This is a genomic window from Acaryochloris thomasi RCC1774 (assembly GCF_003231495.1).
In the GTDB taxonomy this organism is placed as follows: Bacteria; Cyanobacteriota; Cyanobacteriia; order Thermosynechococcales; family Thermosynechococcaceae; genus RCC1774.
On sequence record NZ_PQWO01000021.1, the window covers coordinates 45394 to 62419 of the forward strand.

At 49.5% G+C, this 17026-nt stretch carries 13 protein-coding genes and 2 pseudogenes; 4 read left to right on the plus strand and 11 right to left on the minus strand.

Annotated features, from left to right (window positions below; translation table 11 throughout):
* The first annotated feature begins 14 nt into the window (after window positions 1-14).
* Entirely contained in the window at window positions 15-914 is a 900-nt protein-coding gene (locus C1752_RS22800; RefSeq protein WP_110988361.1) for a sigma-70 family RNA polymerase sigma factor, read from the plus strand.
* A 21-nt stretch (window positions 915-935) separates the two neighbouring features.
* Here the strand turns inward: C1752_RS22800 and C1752_RS22805 are convergent, their stop codons facing one another.
* From C1752_RS22805 to C1752_RS22815, 3 genes are all read right to left on the minus strand, one after another.
* Window positions 936-3482: a glycogen/starch/alpha-glucan phosphorylase gene (locus C1752_RS22805; RefSeq protein ID WP_110988376.1), complete on the minus strand. Its 2547-nt coding sequence runs from the start codon at window positions 3480-3482 to the stop codon at window positions 936-938.
* Between the two features lie 90 nt (window positions 3483-3572).
* A complete protein-coding gene (locus C1752_RS22810; protein WP_110988362.1) occupies window positions 3573-4079 on the minus strand; it encodes a hypothetical protein in 507 nt (168 codons plus the stop codon).
* Window positions 4080-4322: 243 nt separating this feature from the next.
* Entirely contained in the window at window positions 4323-4871 is a 549-nt protein-coding gene (locus C1752_RS22815; RefSeq protein ID WP_110988363.1) for a tetratricopeptide repeat protein, read from the minus strand.
* Window positions 4872-5194: 323 nt separating this feature from the next.
* On the opposite strand from C1752_RS22815, the gene C1752_RS22820 reads away from it, so the two are divergent.
* Window positions 5195-5815 (plus strand): hypothetical protein, encoded by a 621-nt coding sequence (locus tag C1752_RS22820; protein ID WP_146242409.1) that lies wholly within the window; start codon window positions 5195-5197, stop codon window positions 5813-5815.
* Window positions 5816-6040: 225 nt separating this feature from the next.
* Here C1752_RS22820 and C1752_RS22825 read toward each other — a convergent pair whose 3' ends face one another.
* The 6 genes from C1752_RS22825 to C1752_RS22850 all read right to left on the minus strand — a co-directional run bounded on the left by C1752_RS22825 (window position 6041) and on the right by C1752_RS22850 (window position 10292).
* Complete coding sequence (locus tag C1752_RS22825) at window positions 6041-6487, minus strand: copper resistance protein CopD (protein WP_110988365.1); 447 nt, start codon at window positions 6485-6487, stop codon at window positions 6041-6043.
* Between the two features lie 417 nt (window positions 6488-6904).
* A complete protein-coding gene (locus C1752_RS22830; RefSeq protein ID WP_110988366.1) occupies window positions 6905-7216 on the minus strand; it encodes a hypothetical protein in 312 nt (103 codons plus the stop codon).
* Window positions 7217-7284: 68 nt separating this feature from the next.
* Window positions 7285-8388, minus strand: a complete 1104-nt coding sequence (locus C1752_RS22835; RefSeq protein WP_110988367.1) for a rod shape-determining protein — start codon at window positions 8386-8388, stop codon at window positions 7285-7287.
* Between the two features lie 125 nt (window positions 8389-8513).
* Window positions 8514-9008, minus strand: a complete 495-nt coding sequence (locus tag C1752_RS22840) for a hypothetical protein (RefSeq protein WP_110988368.1) — start codon at window positions 9006-9008, stop codon at window positions 8514-8516.
* A gap of 114 nt (window positions 9009-9122) precedes the next feature.
* Window positions 9123-9929 carry a WecB/TagA/CpsF family glycosyltransferase gene (locus tag C1752_RS22845; protein ID WP_110988369.1) on the minus strand — a complete coding sequence of 269 codons (807 nt, stop codon included), beginning with the start codon at window positions 9927-9929 and terminating at the stop codon, window positions 9123-9125.
* A gap of 99 nt (window positions 9930-10028) precedes the next feature.
* The gene (locus C1752_RS22850; RefSeq protein WP_110988370.1) at window positions 10029-10292 is read right to left on the minus strand and encodes an RNA recognition motif domain-containing protein; all 264 of its coding nucleotides are present in this window, start codon (window positions 10290-10292) and stop codon (window positions 10029-10031) included.
* 433 nt (window positions 10293-10725) lie between these two features.
* Between C1752_RS22850 and C1752_RS22855 the strand changes: the two genes are divergently transcribed.
* The gene (locus C1752_RS22855) at window positions 10726-15324 is read left to right on the plus strand and encodes a PAS domain S-box protein (RefSeq protein WP_110988371.1); all 4599 of its coding nucleotides are present in this window, start codon (window positions 10726-10728) and stop codon (window positions 15322-15324) included.
* A gap of 216 nt (window positions 15325-15540) precedes the next feature.
* Here the strand turns inward: C1752_RS22855 and C1752_RS22860 are convergent, their stop codons facing one another.
* Complete coding sequence (locus tag C1752_RS22860; RefSeq protein WP_110988372.1) at window positions 15541-16074, minus strand: pentapeptide repeat-containing protein; 534 nt, start codon at window positions 16072-16074, stop codon at window positions 15541-15543.
* 24 nt (window positions 16075-16098) lie between these two features.
* Window positions 16099-16155 (minus strand): annotated as a pseudogene (locus tag C1752_RS30495) (DUF2949 domain-containing protein); the annotation flags it as partial.
* Between the two features lie 537 nt (window positions 16156-16692).
* On the opposite strand from C1752_RS30495, the pseudogene C1752_RS22875 reads away from it, so the two are divergent.
* Window positions 16693-16902, plus strand: a pseudogene (locus C1752_RS22875) (transposase); the annotation flags it as partial.
* Window positions 16903-17026 lie beyond the last annotated feature (124 nt).

Consider the following 17026-nt stretch of genomic DNA (forward strand, 5'->3'; position numbering starts at 1 on the left):
GGGTGGTGAGTTGTATGTCTAATACCGTGAAAGTTGTTAAGGATACCTTTGGGACCTATCTGTCCAATATTGGGCGATATCCATTATTGACTCACGAAGAAGAGGTTGAATTGGGTCGCCAAGTGCAATTGTTCCTGCACCTTCCAGCGGACGCCTCCCAGGCTGAATTGGAGCAGATTCAGCAACGGGGTCAGCAGGCCAAACAGAAAATGATCCGCTCTAATCTGCGGTTGGTTGTGATGATCGCGAAGAAGTATCAGAAACGGGGCCTAGAGCTGCTGGATCTGATCCAAGAAGGAAGTCTGGGACTTGCGAGGGCAGTAGAGAAGTTCGACCCTTCTAGAGGGTATCGGTTCAGCACCTATGCCTACTGGTGGATTCGCCAATCGATTACCCGAGCGATCGCAACGCAGTCTCACACCATTAGGCTTCCGATTCACGTTTCTGAAAAGCTGAATAAGATTAAGAAGGTTCAGCGAGAGCTGTCTCAACAATTGGGCAGAAAACCCACAGATGTTGAAATCGCTCTAAAGCTCGATATGACTCAAAATCGGCTGCAGCAGATCTTGACTGCTGCGCGCAGGGCCAATCCACAGTCGCTGAATAGGCCGGTCGGAGATGAGCGCAATACGGAACTGATTGATCTCCTTGAAGATCAACAGTCAATGGGACCAGACGAAACCGTAAACCAGGATTTGCTGCGGGGGACTATGTGGTCTACTTTGACAAACCTTACAGACGATCAGCGAACCGTCTTGATCCTCCGCTATGGCCTCAATGATGGCGTCCCTCGTTCACTGCAATACATCAGTCGGCAAATGGGAGTCAGTCGTGAATGGGTCAGGCAGCTTCAACGGTCGGCCATCTCTAAACTGCGAAAATCAGGAGAACTGCAGCAGCTCTTATCGGCTTAGAGCGTCATAACGGCAGACTCGCTAGAAAGGACAGGCGTTCGCGTCAAGGCAGTGATCGCCTGCTAAAGCCGCTTTAGCCTGCACATACTCCTCAAGCTTAATGTGGACCGGATCGACGTGCCAAATGTCTTGGCAGTACTCGCGGATCGCCCGGTCAGAGGAGAATTTCCCAATCCGAGCGACATTGAGAATCGCGGTGCGGGTCCAGGTCTCCTGATCTTGAAACGCCTGTCCCACGGAGTCTTGGCAGTCAATATAGGACTGGTAATCAGCAAGAACTAGGTACGGATCGTGGTGCAAAAGCCCTTCAACTAAGGGTTGAAACAAGCTGCCATCTCCGTGAGAGAAGTATCCTGAGCTGATCAAGTCAAGTGCCTCTCGCAGAGCAGCGTTTGAATCGTAATATGCTCGGGGGTTGTAGCTGCTTGCCTTGAGATCGGCTACCTCCTGGGCCGTTAGCCCAAACAGATAGAAATTCTCAGCGCCGACGGCTTCCCGGATTTCGATATTGGCTCCATCTAGGGTGCCGATGGTCAAGGCTCCGTTCATTGAGAATTTCATGTTGCCGGTGCCAGAGGCTTCTTTACCGGCGGTAGAAATTTGCTCGGATAGATCCGCCGCCGGGTAAATTCGCTGACTGTTGGTGACATTGAAGTCGGGCATGAAGACGATTTTGATGCGATCGCAAACATCAGGATCTTGATTCACCGCATCCCCCACCGCAGTAATCAGCTTAATGATCAGCTTCGCCATCCGATATCCCGGTGCAGCCTTGCCGCCAAAGATAAAGGTCCGAGGCGTCATCTCAATCTCAGGGTTGTGCTTGATTCGGTTGTATAGCGTGACGATGTGCAGCACATTCAAATGCTGCCGCTTGTATTCATGAAAGCGCTTGGCTTGGACATCATAAATTGAGTCTGGGTTGATGGTTAGCCCTTGGGTCGTCTGGATGTAGTCAGCTAGATCTTGTTTTACGGCCCGCTTCACCTGCCGCCATTCATGACAGAAACTCGGATCATTCGCCAGGGGGGCAAGCTGTCTCAAATCATCAAGCTGCTTGATCCAACTTTCGCCAATGTTGCGAGAGATGAGTTGGGTGAGTCTAGGGTTAATCAAAACCATCCAGCGGCGAGGGGTGACGCCATTGGTCTTATTGCTGAATTTCTCGGGCCACAGCTCATAGAAATCGCGCAGCACCCCAGTTTTGAGCAGTTCCGTATGCAAGGCTGCGACCCCATTAATGGCATGACTGCCCACACAGGCGAGGTGCGCCATCCGAATCCGTTTCCCGCGACGTTCATCCAATAGAGAGAGCTGAGCCAGCTTGTCAGTGTTTCCTAAATACTTGAGCCGCACCTGATCAAGAAAGCGCTGATTGATTTCGTAGATGATTTCTAGATGGCGAGGGAGAAGACGACCGAATAGCTCTAGAGACCAAGTCTCCAGAGCTTCTGGAAGTAGGGTGTGATTGGTGAATGCAAACGCCTCTTGAGTGATGTCCCAGGCAATTTCCCAATTGATCAGATACTCGTCTACCAACAATCGCATCAGTTCAGCAATGCCAATCGCCGGGTGAGTGTCATTGAGTTGAATGGCAAATTTATCAGCAAAGGTCTCTAACGGATCTTCTCTGAGCAGATGAATTTTGAGCAGGTTTTGCAAGGAACAGGAGACGAAAAAGTACTGCTGCTCTAACCGAAGTTGCTTTCCCTGAATCGGCTCATCGTTGGGATAGAGTACCTTTGTCAGGTTTTCAGAGGTAATTTTGGTATCCACTGCCCCATAGTAGTCACCGAGGTTAAAGGCTTGAAAATCAAAGGATTCCGGTGCCTCTGCTTTCCACAGTCTGAGAGTATTGGTGGTGTTGACGCGATAGCCTGAGATGGGTGTGTCGTAGGGGACACCCTTAACCACCTGATGGGGAACCCAGCGAACCCGATAGTGTCCTTGGTCATCGGTGTAAGACTCAGTATAGCCACCAAATTTCACATCTACCGCATTTTCAGGACGCGGAATTTCCCAGGGATTGCCGAGTCGTAGCCATTTGTCGGTGATTTCCACCTGCCAACCATCGCGGATTTCTTGATCAAATATGCCGTACTCGTAACGAATGCCGTAGCCAATGGCCGGGATTTCTAGGGTGGCGAGGGAATCCATGTAGCAGGCGGCTAAGCGCCCGAGGCCACCATTGCCTAAGCCGGGTTCTTCTTCTTCTGCGAGGAGTGCATTGAGGTCTAGACCGGATGCTCTGACGGCCTGTTCAACCTGCGGATAGATGCCGAGGTTCACGAGGTTATTTCCCAGATGGGGACCAGGGAGATATTCGGCAGACAGATAGCAGACGACTTTTACGTCTTGCTCTCGGTAGGTTTTGACGGTGTTGATCCAGCGGTGGAGAATGCGATCGCGCACGGTATACGCCAAGGCCATGTAGTAGTCATACTGGGTGGCAATCTCAGGAAATTTGCCCTGAATGTAGTAGAGGTTATCTGCGATCGCACGTCGCAGGGTCTCAATACTAAAGCCGGTGCGGTCATCTTCGATCTGGGGGCCAGTCTGAACGTCCATCGAGTCAGACTGGCCCGAGGTCTCTTCTTCAAGGTCTGAGGCCGGATTCCAGGGATGTCTAAACATAAGGCAACAACCGTATTGAATACATTATTTCTGTGAAACGGCATCTGGCTGACTGACCTTCAGCGTGTATTTGAAAGCCGCACCTTGATCAATACCTCCGACCCAGACTTTGTAGGTTCCACGCTTCAGATCGTGCAGTTCTAGTTGGGCCGCCCTCCCCGATGGAGAATCATCGGCACAGTAGAGCTTTTGATGGGGGCCAATAACGGCAAGAGTTGTATCTGGGTACTTGCTTCTGACCTGAAGGGTCAGATTCGGGAGCCGTTGTTCGAGCTTGATGATGTGATCTGCATCGTAGGAACCATAGCCCATGCACATATTGCGATCGCCATCTCGGGAACCCACGATGTGGTGTAGGGAGATAGCCCCCCGGTTATACCCTCTAAGAACATGGCTAGTTGGCTCAGCGTTGCGGGCCAGCGTTAGATCTTTGTAGCGACGAATATCAGCATTCGCAGTCCCGGTCATCATCACGGCCAGGAAGACCAGTGCCCCGAGTAGCTTCACTCGCTTGGTAGAACGAACAAACATGCTGCGCTCCTCCCTTGATTAGGCTGCTGTATTACAGCAACGGATGTGAGTTCCCAGACTGACTCCAGACAGTTTAGATCTGGCATCGTTTATCTACGCCATTCCATTTGCGCTTTGGCTGCAGACAAAGCCACAGGGATTCTACACCTTGATCTTAGAAAAGTTTGTTGAGGAACTTATGAGCCTTGGGGTATTTCTACAAGCCCTGCTGCTTCCCTTTCTGGTCGAACAGAAAGGAGCAGCTTAAAAGTCAGAGCCTGTGTTGTGTTGCTGAACCCATTCCCGCATCTCTGCGGCTAAATCTGGCTCACCTTGTTGCTCAAATAGATCGGCTGCTTTCTGAACGTCAGCGATGGCTCCCGCTGAATCTCCTGCCTCTAGGCGAAGGGTTGCTCGATCTGCATAGGCTTCTGCCATCGTGGGCTGCAGTTGAATGACGTGATTAAAATCCCTCAGCGCTTGCTGTGAGTGCCCAACAGCGTAATGGGCAACGGCACGATTGAAGAAAATATCAGGATTGCGGGGAGACAGCCGTAGTGCTTGGCTGTAATCCTCAATTGCATCCAGATAGTTGCCCTGTAGAGCCTTTTGAATTCCGGCACTGTGGAGGATAACAGACTGATCTTCTCGATTGATCGCCTCTGGCTGACCTAGGGCGATTTCGACTGCGTTAGTACGATCTTGAGACTTTGCAAGGCTAGGCTTTGTCCAGTCAAGATTATGGGTCGCGATCGCAACGCCGATCGCAGCCACGACGCCCAAGACCCTATAAATGCGTGATAAAACAGCCATCGCTTCCTCCTAAGCGCGGGAACCACGCATAAGTGTAGAAATAGGTTTCTATATTGATATAAGCAGTGAAACTTGGCGTTTCTGTGAAGCCTGATTCAAGGACGACACCTAACTTATATTTCGCCAAATTCTCTTGGGCAGGAACAGTCAAACAACTCACTTTCATTGATGGGATGAATGCAAGTCATTGAGATCAAAAAGCAAGCTGTTCCAGATTAAAAACGCTAAAATAGAAGTATAGCAAAGGAATAAAGAGTTTATCTCTTGTTTTCAGAGCTATTAGTCCAAAACATTTTATTAAATCAAAAATGGAGGGGTTTAAAATGAAAACCCGTCGTTTGTCTTGGATGAAGTATTCTCTCGCTTGTGTCGGTATTGTGGGTGCTTCGTTGATTGCTCAAGCGGCACTGGCTTCTGAGCCGGTTCCTAGTGCTGAGTCCCTAAGTCAGCAAGCTCAATCTCTGCAGCTTCAAGAAGATGGAGTCGTGAGTCAGGCTCCTTTGGAAGAAGCTCAGCCCTTCCAAGCCACACGCTCTGGACCTAGCTATATCGGCATTGGCGGTAACTTTGGTGGCTTTGGAGGCACCTCTGTCGGGGAAGATGGTCTGATTATCTACAGCAAGATTGGCCTGACTGAGTTCTTCTCAGTTCGTCCCGCCGTCGTCACTGACTTTGAAGATGATGCAACTTTCTTGTTGCCTGCAACCTTTGACTTTGCGCCCATTAAAGCAGGCAAGATCGGTCAGTCTCAAGTCCTGTTTGCTCCTTACCTCGGAGGAGGCATGGCAGTCACTACCGATGGAGACTTTGGCCCCATGGTCACTGGTGGTGTCGATCTTCCACTCAACCGGAACCTCACTGCCACAACTGGCGTTCATGCCGGGTTCATTGATGATACAGACTTTGGCGTCTTTCTCGGCATTGGCTACAACCTCAATCGTTAGTGTTTAGAGAAAAAGGAGGATAAACGTTTAATTTGTTCTCTAAAGAGCCGTGGTAATTGCAAGCGTAGTTACCACGGCTTTTATTAAAGAGACTTCGACTTGTTTTATTGCTTCAAGGTGTCCTTACAGCAGGCCCGTTACCTGCTACGAATGGTGCGGGAGATTGAGAGCTGATAGTAACCAATTCCCTAAAAATACTTAGCTTTTCTATAACTCTACAAGATTTTAAGGTAAACCTCCGAGGCGAATTCCAGCTCCCAGAACAACAAACAGCACGGCCAGTGTGGTCACCCCAGCAATATGATAGGCCAATGAATTCAGGGTCTCTTTAGTGAGATTGGGAATAATAAAGAAGCGGGCATGAATTGCTAATGCTAAAGTGCCGAGCAACAGGCCCAGCTTGACGGCAATATAGGTCGATAAATAAGATTCAAAGGCGAAAAAAGTCTGAATACTAGGAAAATAAATCCTGGTCAGCCACAGCCCCGTGATTACTTGAAGCAGCAGGGCAGATAGCCCAAACCCTTCGAATTTTTCTTCAAAGGCATGAATTTGTTCAGGATCACGTTTTCTCAGGGCGCTGGGCAGCACCGTGACAGCAAGGACGAGGTGCCCCCCTGTCCAAACTGTGGCCCCCAGCGTGTGCAGAATGACAAGCAGTTTAAACAGCATCGGTATTAAGGTAATGATGAATCATCGCTAAACCTCTAAATATCAATATCAAGTGCGGAGACTAAGATCGAGAACGTTCAGCGAGCTTCCTCTGGCATCAATTTTGTTGGCTGTGCTTGGGTCGGTTGCTGCCAAATGACTATAATGGCTTTGCCTACGAACAGCACCATGACGAGGGTAAAGCAGTTCCTCATCGGCCATGAGATCTCTTCCCCGTACTTCGTCCATAATTGTCTGTAAACTCCACACTCCACTTAAAACCAGATGTCAAGGTTCATCTGGCCTGCTATCGTCAGCATCGCGGGTCATTGCTGACTCTGCCAAAACCTTAAGTTAGGAACCTGAGGAAGTTGTGAGGGTTGAGTTCTTCCTCTTTTTGAGTTTCAGAGCAGCCTAGCACGGCCAACTCCAGCAGATCTATCGAGGCTCTAAGACTTCACCCTCAGGTTCTGAAACATCGACCTTGATGCCCGACTTTTGATAAAGTAGCTCCGATTGCGTTTTCAGGGCAGACAATCGTTTGTAGAGTCGATGCAGATCAGCTTTCTGGAGCGTCACACTCCCTAAGGGTGGCTCCAGGCTATCTAGCTCCAGTTGGGTCAATCCACTGGTTTGAGCAAGAATCTTCACGTCTTGACCGACGCTAATACTATTCTTGAGCAGAGTTGAGATCGCAGATATATCTAGCTTGGCCTCAGAGACATCGACATCTACCCCAAACGAAATCACTATATTTAGAACTCGCCTGACCCATAACAAGCTCTCAGAGCCGCCGTTCAGAAACTGACTGAAGACCGCTATTGAGCCACCAAAATTTTGCTATGGGGAACGGGGGTTTCCAGCGTGTAGCCTGCACCCATTGCGACTCCGTTAAGGGGGTCTGAAGCCATCTGCACAAACAGGTTGACTTCATGGCTAATGAGCTGATCGAGGCCAGTGAGCAAAGCCCCACCGCCGGTCAAGATGACGCCGCGATCTGCGATGTCTGAAATTAGCTCTGGTGGCGTTAGCTCTAAAATTCGCTTTACGGTATCTACAATGCTGTGTAAGGGTTTAGATATGGCCTCTCTGAGATCGCCCCGGCAAATAGTTACGCTTCTACATAGCCCTGAAACGGGGTCGAGACCCGAAATATTGCTCTCTTGATTGTCCTGCTGAGGGTTGGCAAACGCAGAGCCATACTTAATCTTGATGTTTTCAGCCATGAGTTCTCCGATCAGGAGGTGATGGCGTGACTTCAAGAAGTATTGAATGGCTTGGTCAATTGCTTCTCCAGCTTCCCAACTCGTGACATTGATGACCGTTCCCATCTGACCGACGATGGCGACTTCTGTTGTCCCACCCCCGACATCGACAATTAAATTGCCTGTTGGATGATCGATGGGCAATCCGGCTCCAATCGCCGCTGCAATAGACTTATCAATCAGTGAAACTTTGCGGGCGCCGGCTTCTGACATGACTTCCGTCAAGGCCAAACGCTCAATGCTAGTGACGCCGTGAGCACAAGCTGCTGCCACCTGAGGGCGAAAAACAGGATGCCCTCCTTGCGCTTGTCTCATAAAGCGTTGAAGCATCTGTTCTGTCAACTCAAACTCTGTGACAACCCCGTTACGGATGGGGCGAATCACCGCGATCTCTTCGGGGTTGCGGCCAATGAGTTCTTTGGCGGCGGTCCCAAAGGCAATGGGTTTTAAGGTCTCTTTGTTGATCGCCACTACCGATGGCTCTTGGAGAACCACGCCCTGCTCGGGGCTATAAATTGAGGTCTTGGAGGTACCCAGATCGATGCCGAGGCGATTCGATAGGCGACCAAGACGGCGTACTGAATTCCAGAGGCGTTGGTAGTCTAGATGGGGGGTTGGGACGTGCCATCTGGCAGGATGAGAAGTACTAATAGTCATGGCTAGTAGGGGGTAAAGGCTGAGAAGGCTCGACCATATTGAGAAAAGTTTTGATTGATGCGGTTTTAGTTTGGGTTAGCAGGGGATGGATTTGTATCTGTCTCCTGCTGGCCGTTCGTAATTTTCTATTGAGCCTGAGGCTGGCTAGGGGGGGCTGGCGGTTCTGCCGCTGGGCTACTAAGAGATTGTGTTGTCGTCTCGACTAACTTAAGTTTTTGCTCAATCTCAGTCAACTGCTTTTGAGTGGCCTGCAGCTCACCCACTAAATCTTGTGAAACTTTTTGGTCCAGGGTTTGTAGTTTTTGGTCAAGCACCTCTACTTGACTTTTCAATGCTGGATCAAAGCTGAGCTGCGCCGTATTTTCGAGCTTTTGTACCCGAAACACGAGCCAGCCTGAAACAGCAGCTAGCACGATTACAAGAGTCCCGAGTGCCCCCAGCAGCTCTAGAGGTTGGCCTCGGTTACTGGCAATCTCTGCGCTCAAGCGATTGACTTCAGAATCGACCCTTCGCTGGAGTGCTTCCATGTCTTGCGACGAGGCTGGAGGATCAGGTCTACTGTCTTCGCTCGGCTTGCCAAGATCAGGATTTGAGGAGGGGGGATAAGTTGCATGTGTCATAACCATTACCCTCAGAAATTGATACGTAGCGTTCTCTATATGTCTGAGGCTAGCGAAAACTATTGAGGAAGTTGTGATGCTGCTGTTGCTAGAACGATGAAGGTGGGGTTGTGATTAAGAGCCAATATTTCTGATGGCATCGGAGTTCTTCATTTCGATCCACTTACATCTGATGAGCTGTTGAATCGCCAGCCAGATAAACGGGGGAATGGTTGATGCATAGCGTCGCCAAAGCCTCCTGGGTTCCTGGCACAGTCGATAGGCCCATTCCAGACCCGAGGTGCGGACCCACTGGGGTGCGTGTTTGTGAATCCCTGCGTATACCGGAAAGACACCCCCAAGGCCAATCATGGTCGCGTTGATTTTGCCGCGATGCTGAGCAATCCACTGTTCTTGTTTGGGGCAGCCCAGAGAGACGAACAGCAGCCCCGCCTGAGTCTGATTGATCTGATTGGTTAGGTCTCGATCTTCTCTGGCAGTGAGCGATCGAAAGGGGAGTGGTTCCATCCCGGCGATCTGCAAAGCAGGGTATTCATTCTCTAGACGGCAGCGCATCTTAGCTAAAATTTGGGTCTGAGACCCCACACAGAAGATACTCACGTTTTGGCTCTGAGCTTCTTGACAGAGACCTGTAAAAAGATCCATCCCGGCGACTCGTTCTTGACCGTAAGCACCCAATAACCGCAGCATCCACACCAGCGGCATCCCGTCTGGCGTCACTAAGTCAGCCGAACGCAAAATTTGCCTGAAGGTATTATTCCAGTGGGCTTCCATCAGCATATGGACGTTGGCAACGCAGACAGAGCGACTCATATTCTGCTTAGCCCAGCGAATGATCTGCTGGACGTGCTGATTGAGAGACAGCGCATGAATATCAATGTCAGTAACCGGAATGCGATGAGATGCTCTAAATGGAGTCATAGTTTTTAGAGGAATTGTGGTTCAGAACCCCTTACATGCAGGAAGAGAGATGCTGTTGCAAGCATGGGTTGACTTGCAGAGACTCTAAGGCTAGAGGGCTTAGCGATTATTGAGATCGCGGCTTACCTTAGGTCTGGCCTTATTTACGGTGAGCGCACGTTCCATCAGCTCGATGCCGTTGAGGGCTTTGATTGCAGAATCTTCTTTAGCACGTTCCATTTCTACGAAGGCAAAGCCTCTAGAGCGACCGGTCTCTCGGTCTTGGGGAATATGAATACCTTTGATGGTTCCATAGTCTGAAAAGACGTTGTTGATATCTGTTGCAGTGGCCTTAAAAGAAAGGTTGCTGATGTAAATTGACATGGAGTATTCCTCCAAAATGAACGGTATTGCGGCCATATGTCTGGCAGCGATAGAAATTTGGGCGATGCCTACTGTCTTTTCTAAGAGCCTATGGCTCACTCATGAGGAAGTTGTGAGGAAAGTGAGCGATGTCGTTGATTTCTTAGAATGCAAAGTCCAGGGGCATTAAAGCTCTTGTATATTTGGCATCAACATCCGTTTTGTTGAATTATTCGTCACCAATACTGGGAATATACAAGCGGAAAACGGGTATACAATTCAGGGGGAGCAATAACTGTCACGACTGACCTTGAAGGGGGCTGGCAGGTTGCCTAACGATATTTACTAAATATTTAGCGTAAAACCACATATTTAGACTTCTAGCCGTTCTTGGTTTCTTCACAACTGCCAATCATACTTTTAGGCTCCCGCTTTTCCTCACTGTTCGGTAATAATGCAGCAAATCCTAACTGTCTCGTTAGAGCAGGCGCTTGACCGCTCTCCTCTAGTGGTTTCGCCTCATACACCGCTGGCAGACGTTATCGACCTAATGAGTCAGGCGTCGAGTCGTCATCAAACCCGAATCCAAGAAACGGTTGCTTCTGACCTTGAACCGATGACAGAGCGGCAGACCAGTTGTGCGCTCGTACTGGACCATTCTCGACTGGTGGGCATTCTTACTGAACGAGATATTGTCAGACTGATTGCCGACTATAGATCGCTAGCAGATCTCACCGTTGCTGATGTGATGACGCGGGAGGTCTTTACCCTACAGCTTGCGGATGATCTGGATGTTTTTGCGGTTTTAGACCGAATGCGGCGGCATCAGATTCGGCATTTGCCGGTTGTGGATCAGCAAGGAGAGGTTCTGGGACTGCTGACGCCGAGAAGTTTACGGAATCTGCTGCAGCCTGCTGATGTCATGAGATTTCGGAAGGTTCATGAGGTGATGAACTTAAATGTGATTCACGCTGTACCAACTTGCTCAGTGCATCAGATCACTCAAATGATGGTGCAGCATCGAGTAAGCTGCGTCGTGATTATAGAGTCAGAAGGATCGTCCGATTCACTTCGCCCAGTGGGAATCGTGACTGAGCGAGACATTGTTCAGTTCCAGCGACTGGGGCTGAATCTAGTGCAAACTCAGGCTGAGGAAGTCATGAGTACGCCCCTTTCTTTGGTGCGTCCAGAGGATTCTCTATGGACGGTGCATCAAATGATGCAGCATCACAGAGTCCGGCGGCTCGTGGTGGCGAATGAACAGGACATGTTGCAGGGGATCGTGACCCAGAGTAATCTGCTACCGATGGACCCGGCGGAGATGTATGAGATGCTAAATCTGCTTCAGCAACAGGTCTGTCAGTTAGAGATTCAAAACCGTGATCTGCTCCAACAACGAAATCAGGAATTAGAGCAGGTGGTTGAAGAGCGAACCGCTAAGCTGCAGCGTCGTGAACAAATACTTAAGAGCTTGGCGCTGGAGGTGTCGGCAGACACGGGTGAAGACTTTTTGAGATCGCAACTCCCCCAGCTCACCGAAGCCCTGCAGGTCGATTACGCCCACATCGGTCGGCTTTGCGATGACGGCAGCATTCAAACCCTTGCAGCGTTTGGTAATGGGCAAATTCAACCCAATTTTGAATACGCTTTAGCGGGGACACCCTGCGAGGATGTGATTACTCAAAAAGCCTGTATTCATCACCAGGGGGTACAAGCTCTGTTCCCCGACGATCCAATGCTTCGGGATGATCAAATTGAAGGGTACTTCGGTACCCCGCTACTCAACACAGCGGGCCAGGTGATGGGACTCATTGTGGCGTTAAGCCGTCAGCCCCAGTCAGATTTGGACCTGATAGAGGAGGGACTGACAGCCTTTGCGATTTGGACTAGTGCTGAGCTAGAGCGCCAAGAGGCCGAAAGCGAACGTCAGCGCTTTTTCACATTGTCCTTAGATCTGCTTTGTGTGGCAGGTTTAGATGGCTATTTCAAACAGATAAACCCAGCCTTTGAGCGCATTTTGGGCTATTCAGACGCAGAACTGATGGCTGAGCCTTTTCTTGATTTTGTTCATCCTGACGATAGAGCAGCAACGCTACAGGAAATGGAACAGCTAGGGAGCGGTGTTGACACCATCGCCTTTGAGAATCGGTACCGCTGTCAAGACGGCTCCTATCGCTGGTTTCTTTGGAATACCACGCCTGATCTAGAACAGAAACTCCTCTATGCCACCGCCCGCGATATCACCGATCGCAAGCAGATGGAACAGTCACTAGTTCAGAAGGCTAAGCAACAGGCGACCGTGGCTAAATTGGGGCAGTTGGCCTTGGCTTCTAAAGATCTCGATCAGTTGATGGACGAAGTGGTAGTTGAGATCGCATCCACTCTAGACGTTGAGTACTGCAAAGTTCTGAAACTTCTACCGGATGGAGAATCGATGCTCCTGAAGGCCGGTGTGGGCTGGCAAGCAGGGTTAGTAGGGCAGGCGGTGATCGGCACAGATGCAGACTCCCAAGCGGGCTACACGCTACGGAGTGACCATCCGGTGATTGTTGCAAATCTGCAGACCGAAACCCGGTTTAGCGGTCCCCCTCTACTGATCAAACACAATGTGATCAGCGGCATGAGCGTGATTGTTCAAGGTCAGCACAAAATCTACGGCGTGATCGGCGCTCACACAGTCAAGCACCGTCTCTTTAGTCAAAATGACATTGATTTCTTGCAGTCCGTGGCGAATTTGTTGTCTCAGACCCTTGAGCGGGTGCAAGCCGATCAGATTGTTCGGCAAAGTGAAGCAAACTATCGTACCCTGACCGAGAATCTGCCGGGGATCGTCTATCGGGTGTTTCCTGAAGAGCAACACGGGATGGTATTTCTCAACAATCAGTGTCAGACGCTGACGGGGTACAGCACTGAAGAATTATCGAGCGGTGAAGTTTGTTCCATCGATCCGCTGATCGTGCCAGAAGATCGGCCCCATGTCATTGCCACCGTAAAAAAGGCAGTTGCTCATCAGATGCCGTTCTTGGTCGAGTACCGCATCAAGGATCGTGCTGACAACATCCGCTATTTTTGGGAAAAGGGACAGCCGATCCCTGCGAGAGAGAGTCAGCCCCCTTACATTGATGGCGTCATTTTTGATGTGACAGAGCGAAAGCAGGCAGAACTGGCTCAACTCGAAAGCCAAGAGCGTCTCAATAGCATTCTTAGTTCTCTCCAGGATGCGATCTGGTCTATAGCGTCAGATACCTCTGAGGTGCTGTATCTCAGCCCTGCCGCCGAAACCATTTATGATCGTCCGAGGACTGAGTTTTATGAAACATCAAAACTTTGGGAGCAGGTGGTTCATCCTGAGGATCGAGATCGATTCAAAGACTCTGATCAAGTCTTGCGAGAGACCGGCAGCGCTGAATGTGAGTATCGGATCGTTCGACCAGATGGGACGGTTCGCTGGCTCAGGGAAAGAGCCAAGGTGATCTATGACGCAGATGGGGGTCCAATACGGATGGATGGTGTGGTTACAGACATCACCGATCGCAAACAGGCCCAACTCCAGGTTCGAGAACAGGCTGCCCTTCTGGATGTTGCCACGGATGCCATTTTAGTTCGGTCCATGGACGACGAGATCAAGTTCTGGAATCAAGGTGCGACAAAAATTTACGGTTGGACTGAGGAAGAAGCCCTTGGACAAAATGCCAACCAATTGTTATATTCCGAGACTGTTGACGGAGAAGAATTGATTCAGGCTGATTTGCAGCGATTGGGTAGCTGGCAAGGCGAACGCAAACAAGTGACGAAAGTGGGTCAAGAGATCACCGTCATGAGTCGATGGACCCTCGTGCAAGACGATCAAGAAAACCCCAGATTCATCCTGACCGTCAATACCGATATCACCACGCAAAAGCAGCTCGAAGCCCAGTTTTTGCGTGCCCAGCGTCTAGAGAGTATCGGCACCCTCGCCAGCGGTATTGCCCACGACCTCAACAATATTTTGACCCCTATCTATGGTGTGGCCCAACTTTTACCGCTGCTGCTGCCCAATGCCAGCGAGCAGATTCAGCATCAGTTTGAGATTATTCAAAAAAGCTCTAAGCGGGGCACCGATATTATTGAGCAGGTGCTCTCTTTTTCGAGAGGGGCTGAAGGCGATCGCACTGCCCTCAATGTCAAACATTTAATCTCAGAAATTAGAACTTTCGTCCACCGCACCTTCCCGAAGTCTCTAGAGATGTCGGTCAATATTGCGGACGAACTCTGGTCTGTTAAAGGGGATGCAACCCAGCTCTATCAGGTGTTGATGAATCTGTTTGTCAATGCCCGTGATGCGATGCCTGAGGGGGGCACTTTAACCGTAACGGCTCAGAATCTCAATATGGATCAGGCGTTGGCAACAGGCCATATTGAGGCTCAGGTCGGAGCCTACATTAAAGTCACCGTTGCTGATACAGGGATCGGCATCCCCATCGAGCAGCAGGAACACATCTTCGAGCCATTTTTCTCGACTAAACAAGCGACGGGAGGGACAGGCTTGGGCCTCTCCACGGTCTACAGCATTATTCAAAGCCACGGTGGATTCATCACCGTGGACAGCAAGGTGAACAAAGGAACTCTATTCAGTGTGTATCTGCCTGCAATTGAAGCTGAAGAAGGGATTGAAGCAGAGGCAACGAACCTGCCGTCGGGGAAAGGGGAGCTGATTTTGGTGGTGGATGATGAGGCTCCGATTCGAGACGTGACTCGAAGTGTTTTAGAGCAGTATAACTACCGGGCGTTGGTCGCGGCAGATGGGGTGGATGCGATCGCTCAGTATGCCGAACACAAAACAGAAATCAATGTTGTTCTGATGGATATGAACATGCCTGCTTTAGATGGGGCAACAACCATCCGCACGATGCAGAAAATCAATCCTCAACTTCGCGTCATTATTGTGAGTGGTTCGCCCATCGATGAACAGATCACCGTATCCATTGGAGAGAGCATCAAAGGCTTGCTACAGAAACCATATTCCGCTGAAGCGCTGCTACAAACATTACAGGGTGTGCTAGAGGCCAAATGAGTGCATTACTAACGAGGAACAGCAGTCAACCAACGAAAAACTCCAAACGATGGGCATAGAGATTCAAGCTTTTTTGTCTAAACCACACAGGGCTTAAACACAATTCCATACTCTACAGAGCGTTCTCAATGGTACTCAATATCCTCCAAGATAGGGGGGGATGAGTTCCTTTTTTGGAGGATAAGTGCAAGGATATTATTTCTGCAAGCGGTCTAATCAGTGAAGTCCCCAAGATCGCCAGCGGTGAGGCGTCCCTGTGTTCGCACTTTGACTACAAACCGCCAACGGTTGGCGATCAGCGCCCTGATATTGGGCACCGTCTAAATGAGTGTTCTCCATGCAAGCGCCCTCGAAATTGACGTTACATAAGTTGGAACCACTAAAATCTACGGCGTCAAGGTTTGTGCCACCGAGATCTGCTCCCTCTAGATCTGCACTGCGAAGATCAGCCTGCGTCAGATCAGCACCTACCAAAGAGGCACTCCGCAGATCAGCGCCAATTAAGTTGACATTCTGTAATTTGGCACCGCTCAAGTCTGCTCCTCTGAGATCAGTATTGGTCAAATTGGCTTGATTCAGGTTGGCTCGACTCAAATCGGCACCGTTTAAATTGGCACCGCTCAAGTCTGCCTGACTCAAATTGATGCCGCTGAAGGCCAGAGATTCCAGGTTCATTCCATGCAATCTAATCCCAGAAAAATCTCGATAGCCTTGATTATAATCGTGCAATAGCTTTTGAATAATACTCATCGTTTTCTCCTGTTACTTACCTTATTAATCTCGTTCTAGCCAATCAAAGATTAGGGTCAACTGCTCTAAGGTCACTAATCCGTTGAGCTACAGCGAGACTAATAAGGGGTCATAGTTTCGCTGACTTGATTTGGCTGCAACTGTAATGACAGTGGGCGAGAAATTTAAATCATTTTGCAGAAAGTGATGAAACTGAGGATGGTTTACAAATATCACTGGCCCAGACTGCACTAAGACTTTCCTTTTAGCAAATAAATTTGTGGAACTTGTGAGGATAATCTGGCACTTCGTCACAGGTCTCACAAACTTTTTTCGCAGGTTAGAGATCAGATCAAGACAGCAATACTGCTGCGAAAGATGCATTTTAGGGAGAGTACTGATGCATGTTTTTTGCCCCTTTGATGGTGTAGCCTGCATCGTGATCAAGCTTCTCGCTTTGGTCCTCATCGTTCTGCTGTGGTGGATGTATCAATCACCTACTGTTGCCTAAACAGAGTTTCCCATTATCAGTATTCAAAACCAAACGCTCTAAGAGGCCATTTATAAAGCAAAGCTGAAGTCATCGTAGTGAGCTATCTGTTCATCGTAGATTTTAAGTCTCTTGTTGCTCTGAAACTCATGTCTGCCAAACCCTACGCCACCGACCTCACCGATGCAGAGTGGTCTATCTTGTCACCTCTGATTCCTAAAGCTAAAACAGGCGGTCATCCTCGCACAGTCGATATGCGCTTGGTTTGTAATGCCATTTACTATCAACTCAAAACCGGCTGTCAGTGGCACCTGCTTCCCCATGATTTTCCGCCTAGCTCAACGGTCTATTTCTACTATAGCGGTTCCTAGGCTGCTGAGGTGCAGTAACAGCAATGAGTAAACCATCCTTGAAGGTCATCTAGCGACACTTTAGAGAACGCATCTTCAATGGCTTTTGCGAGGTCAGTGTAAGTTCTGGCAC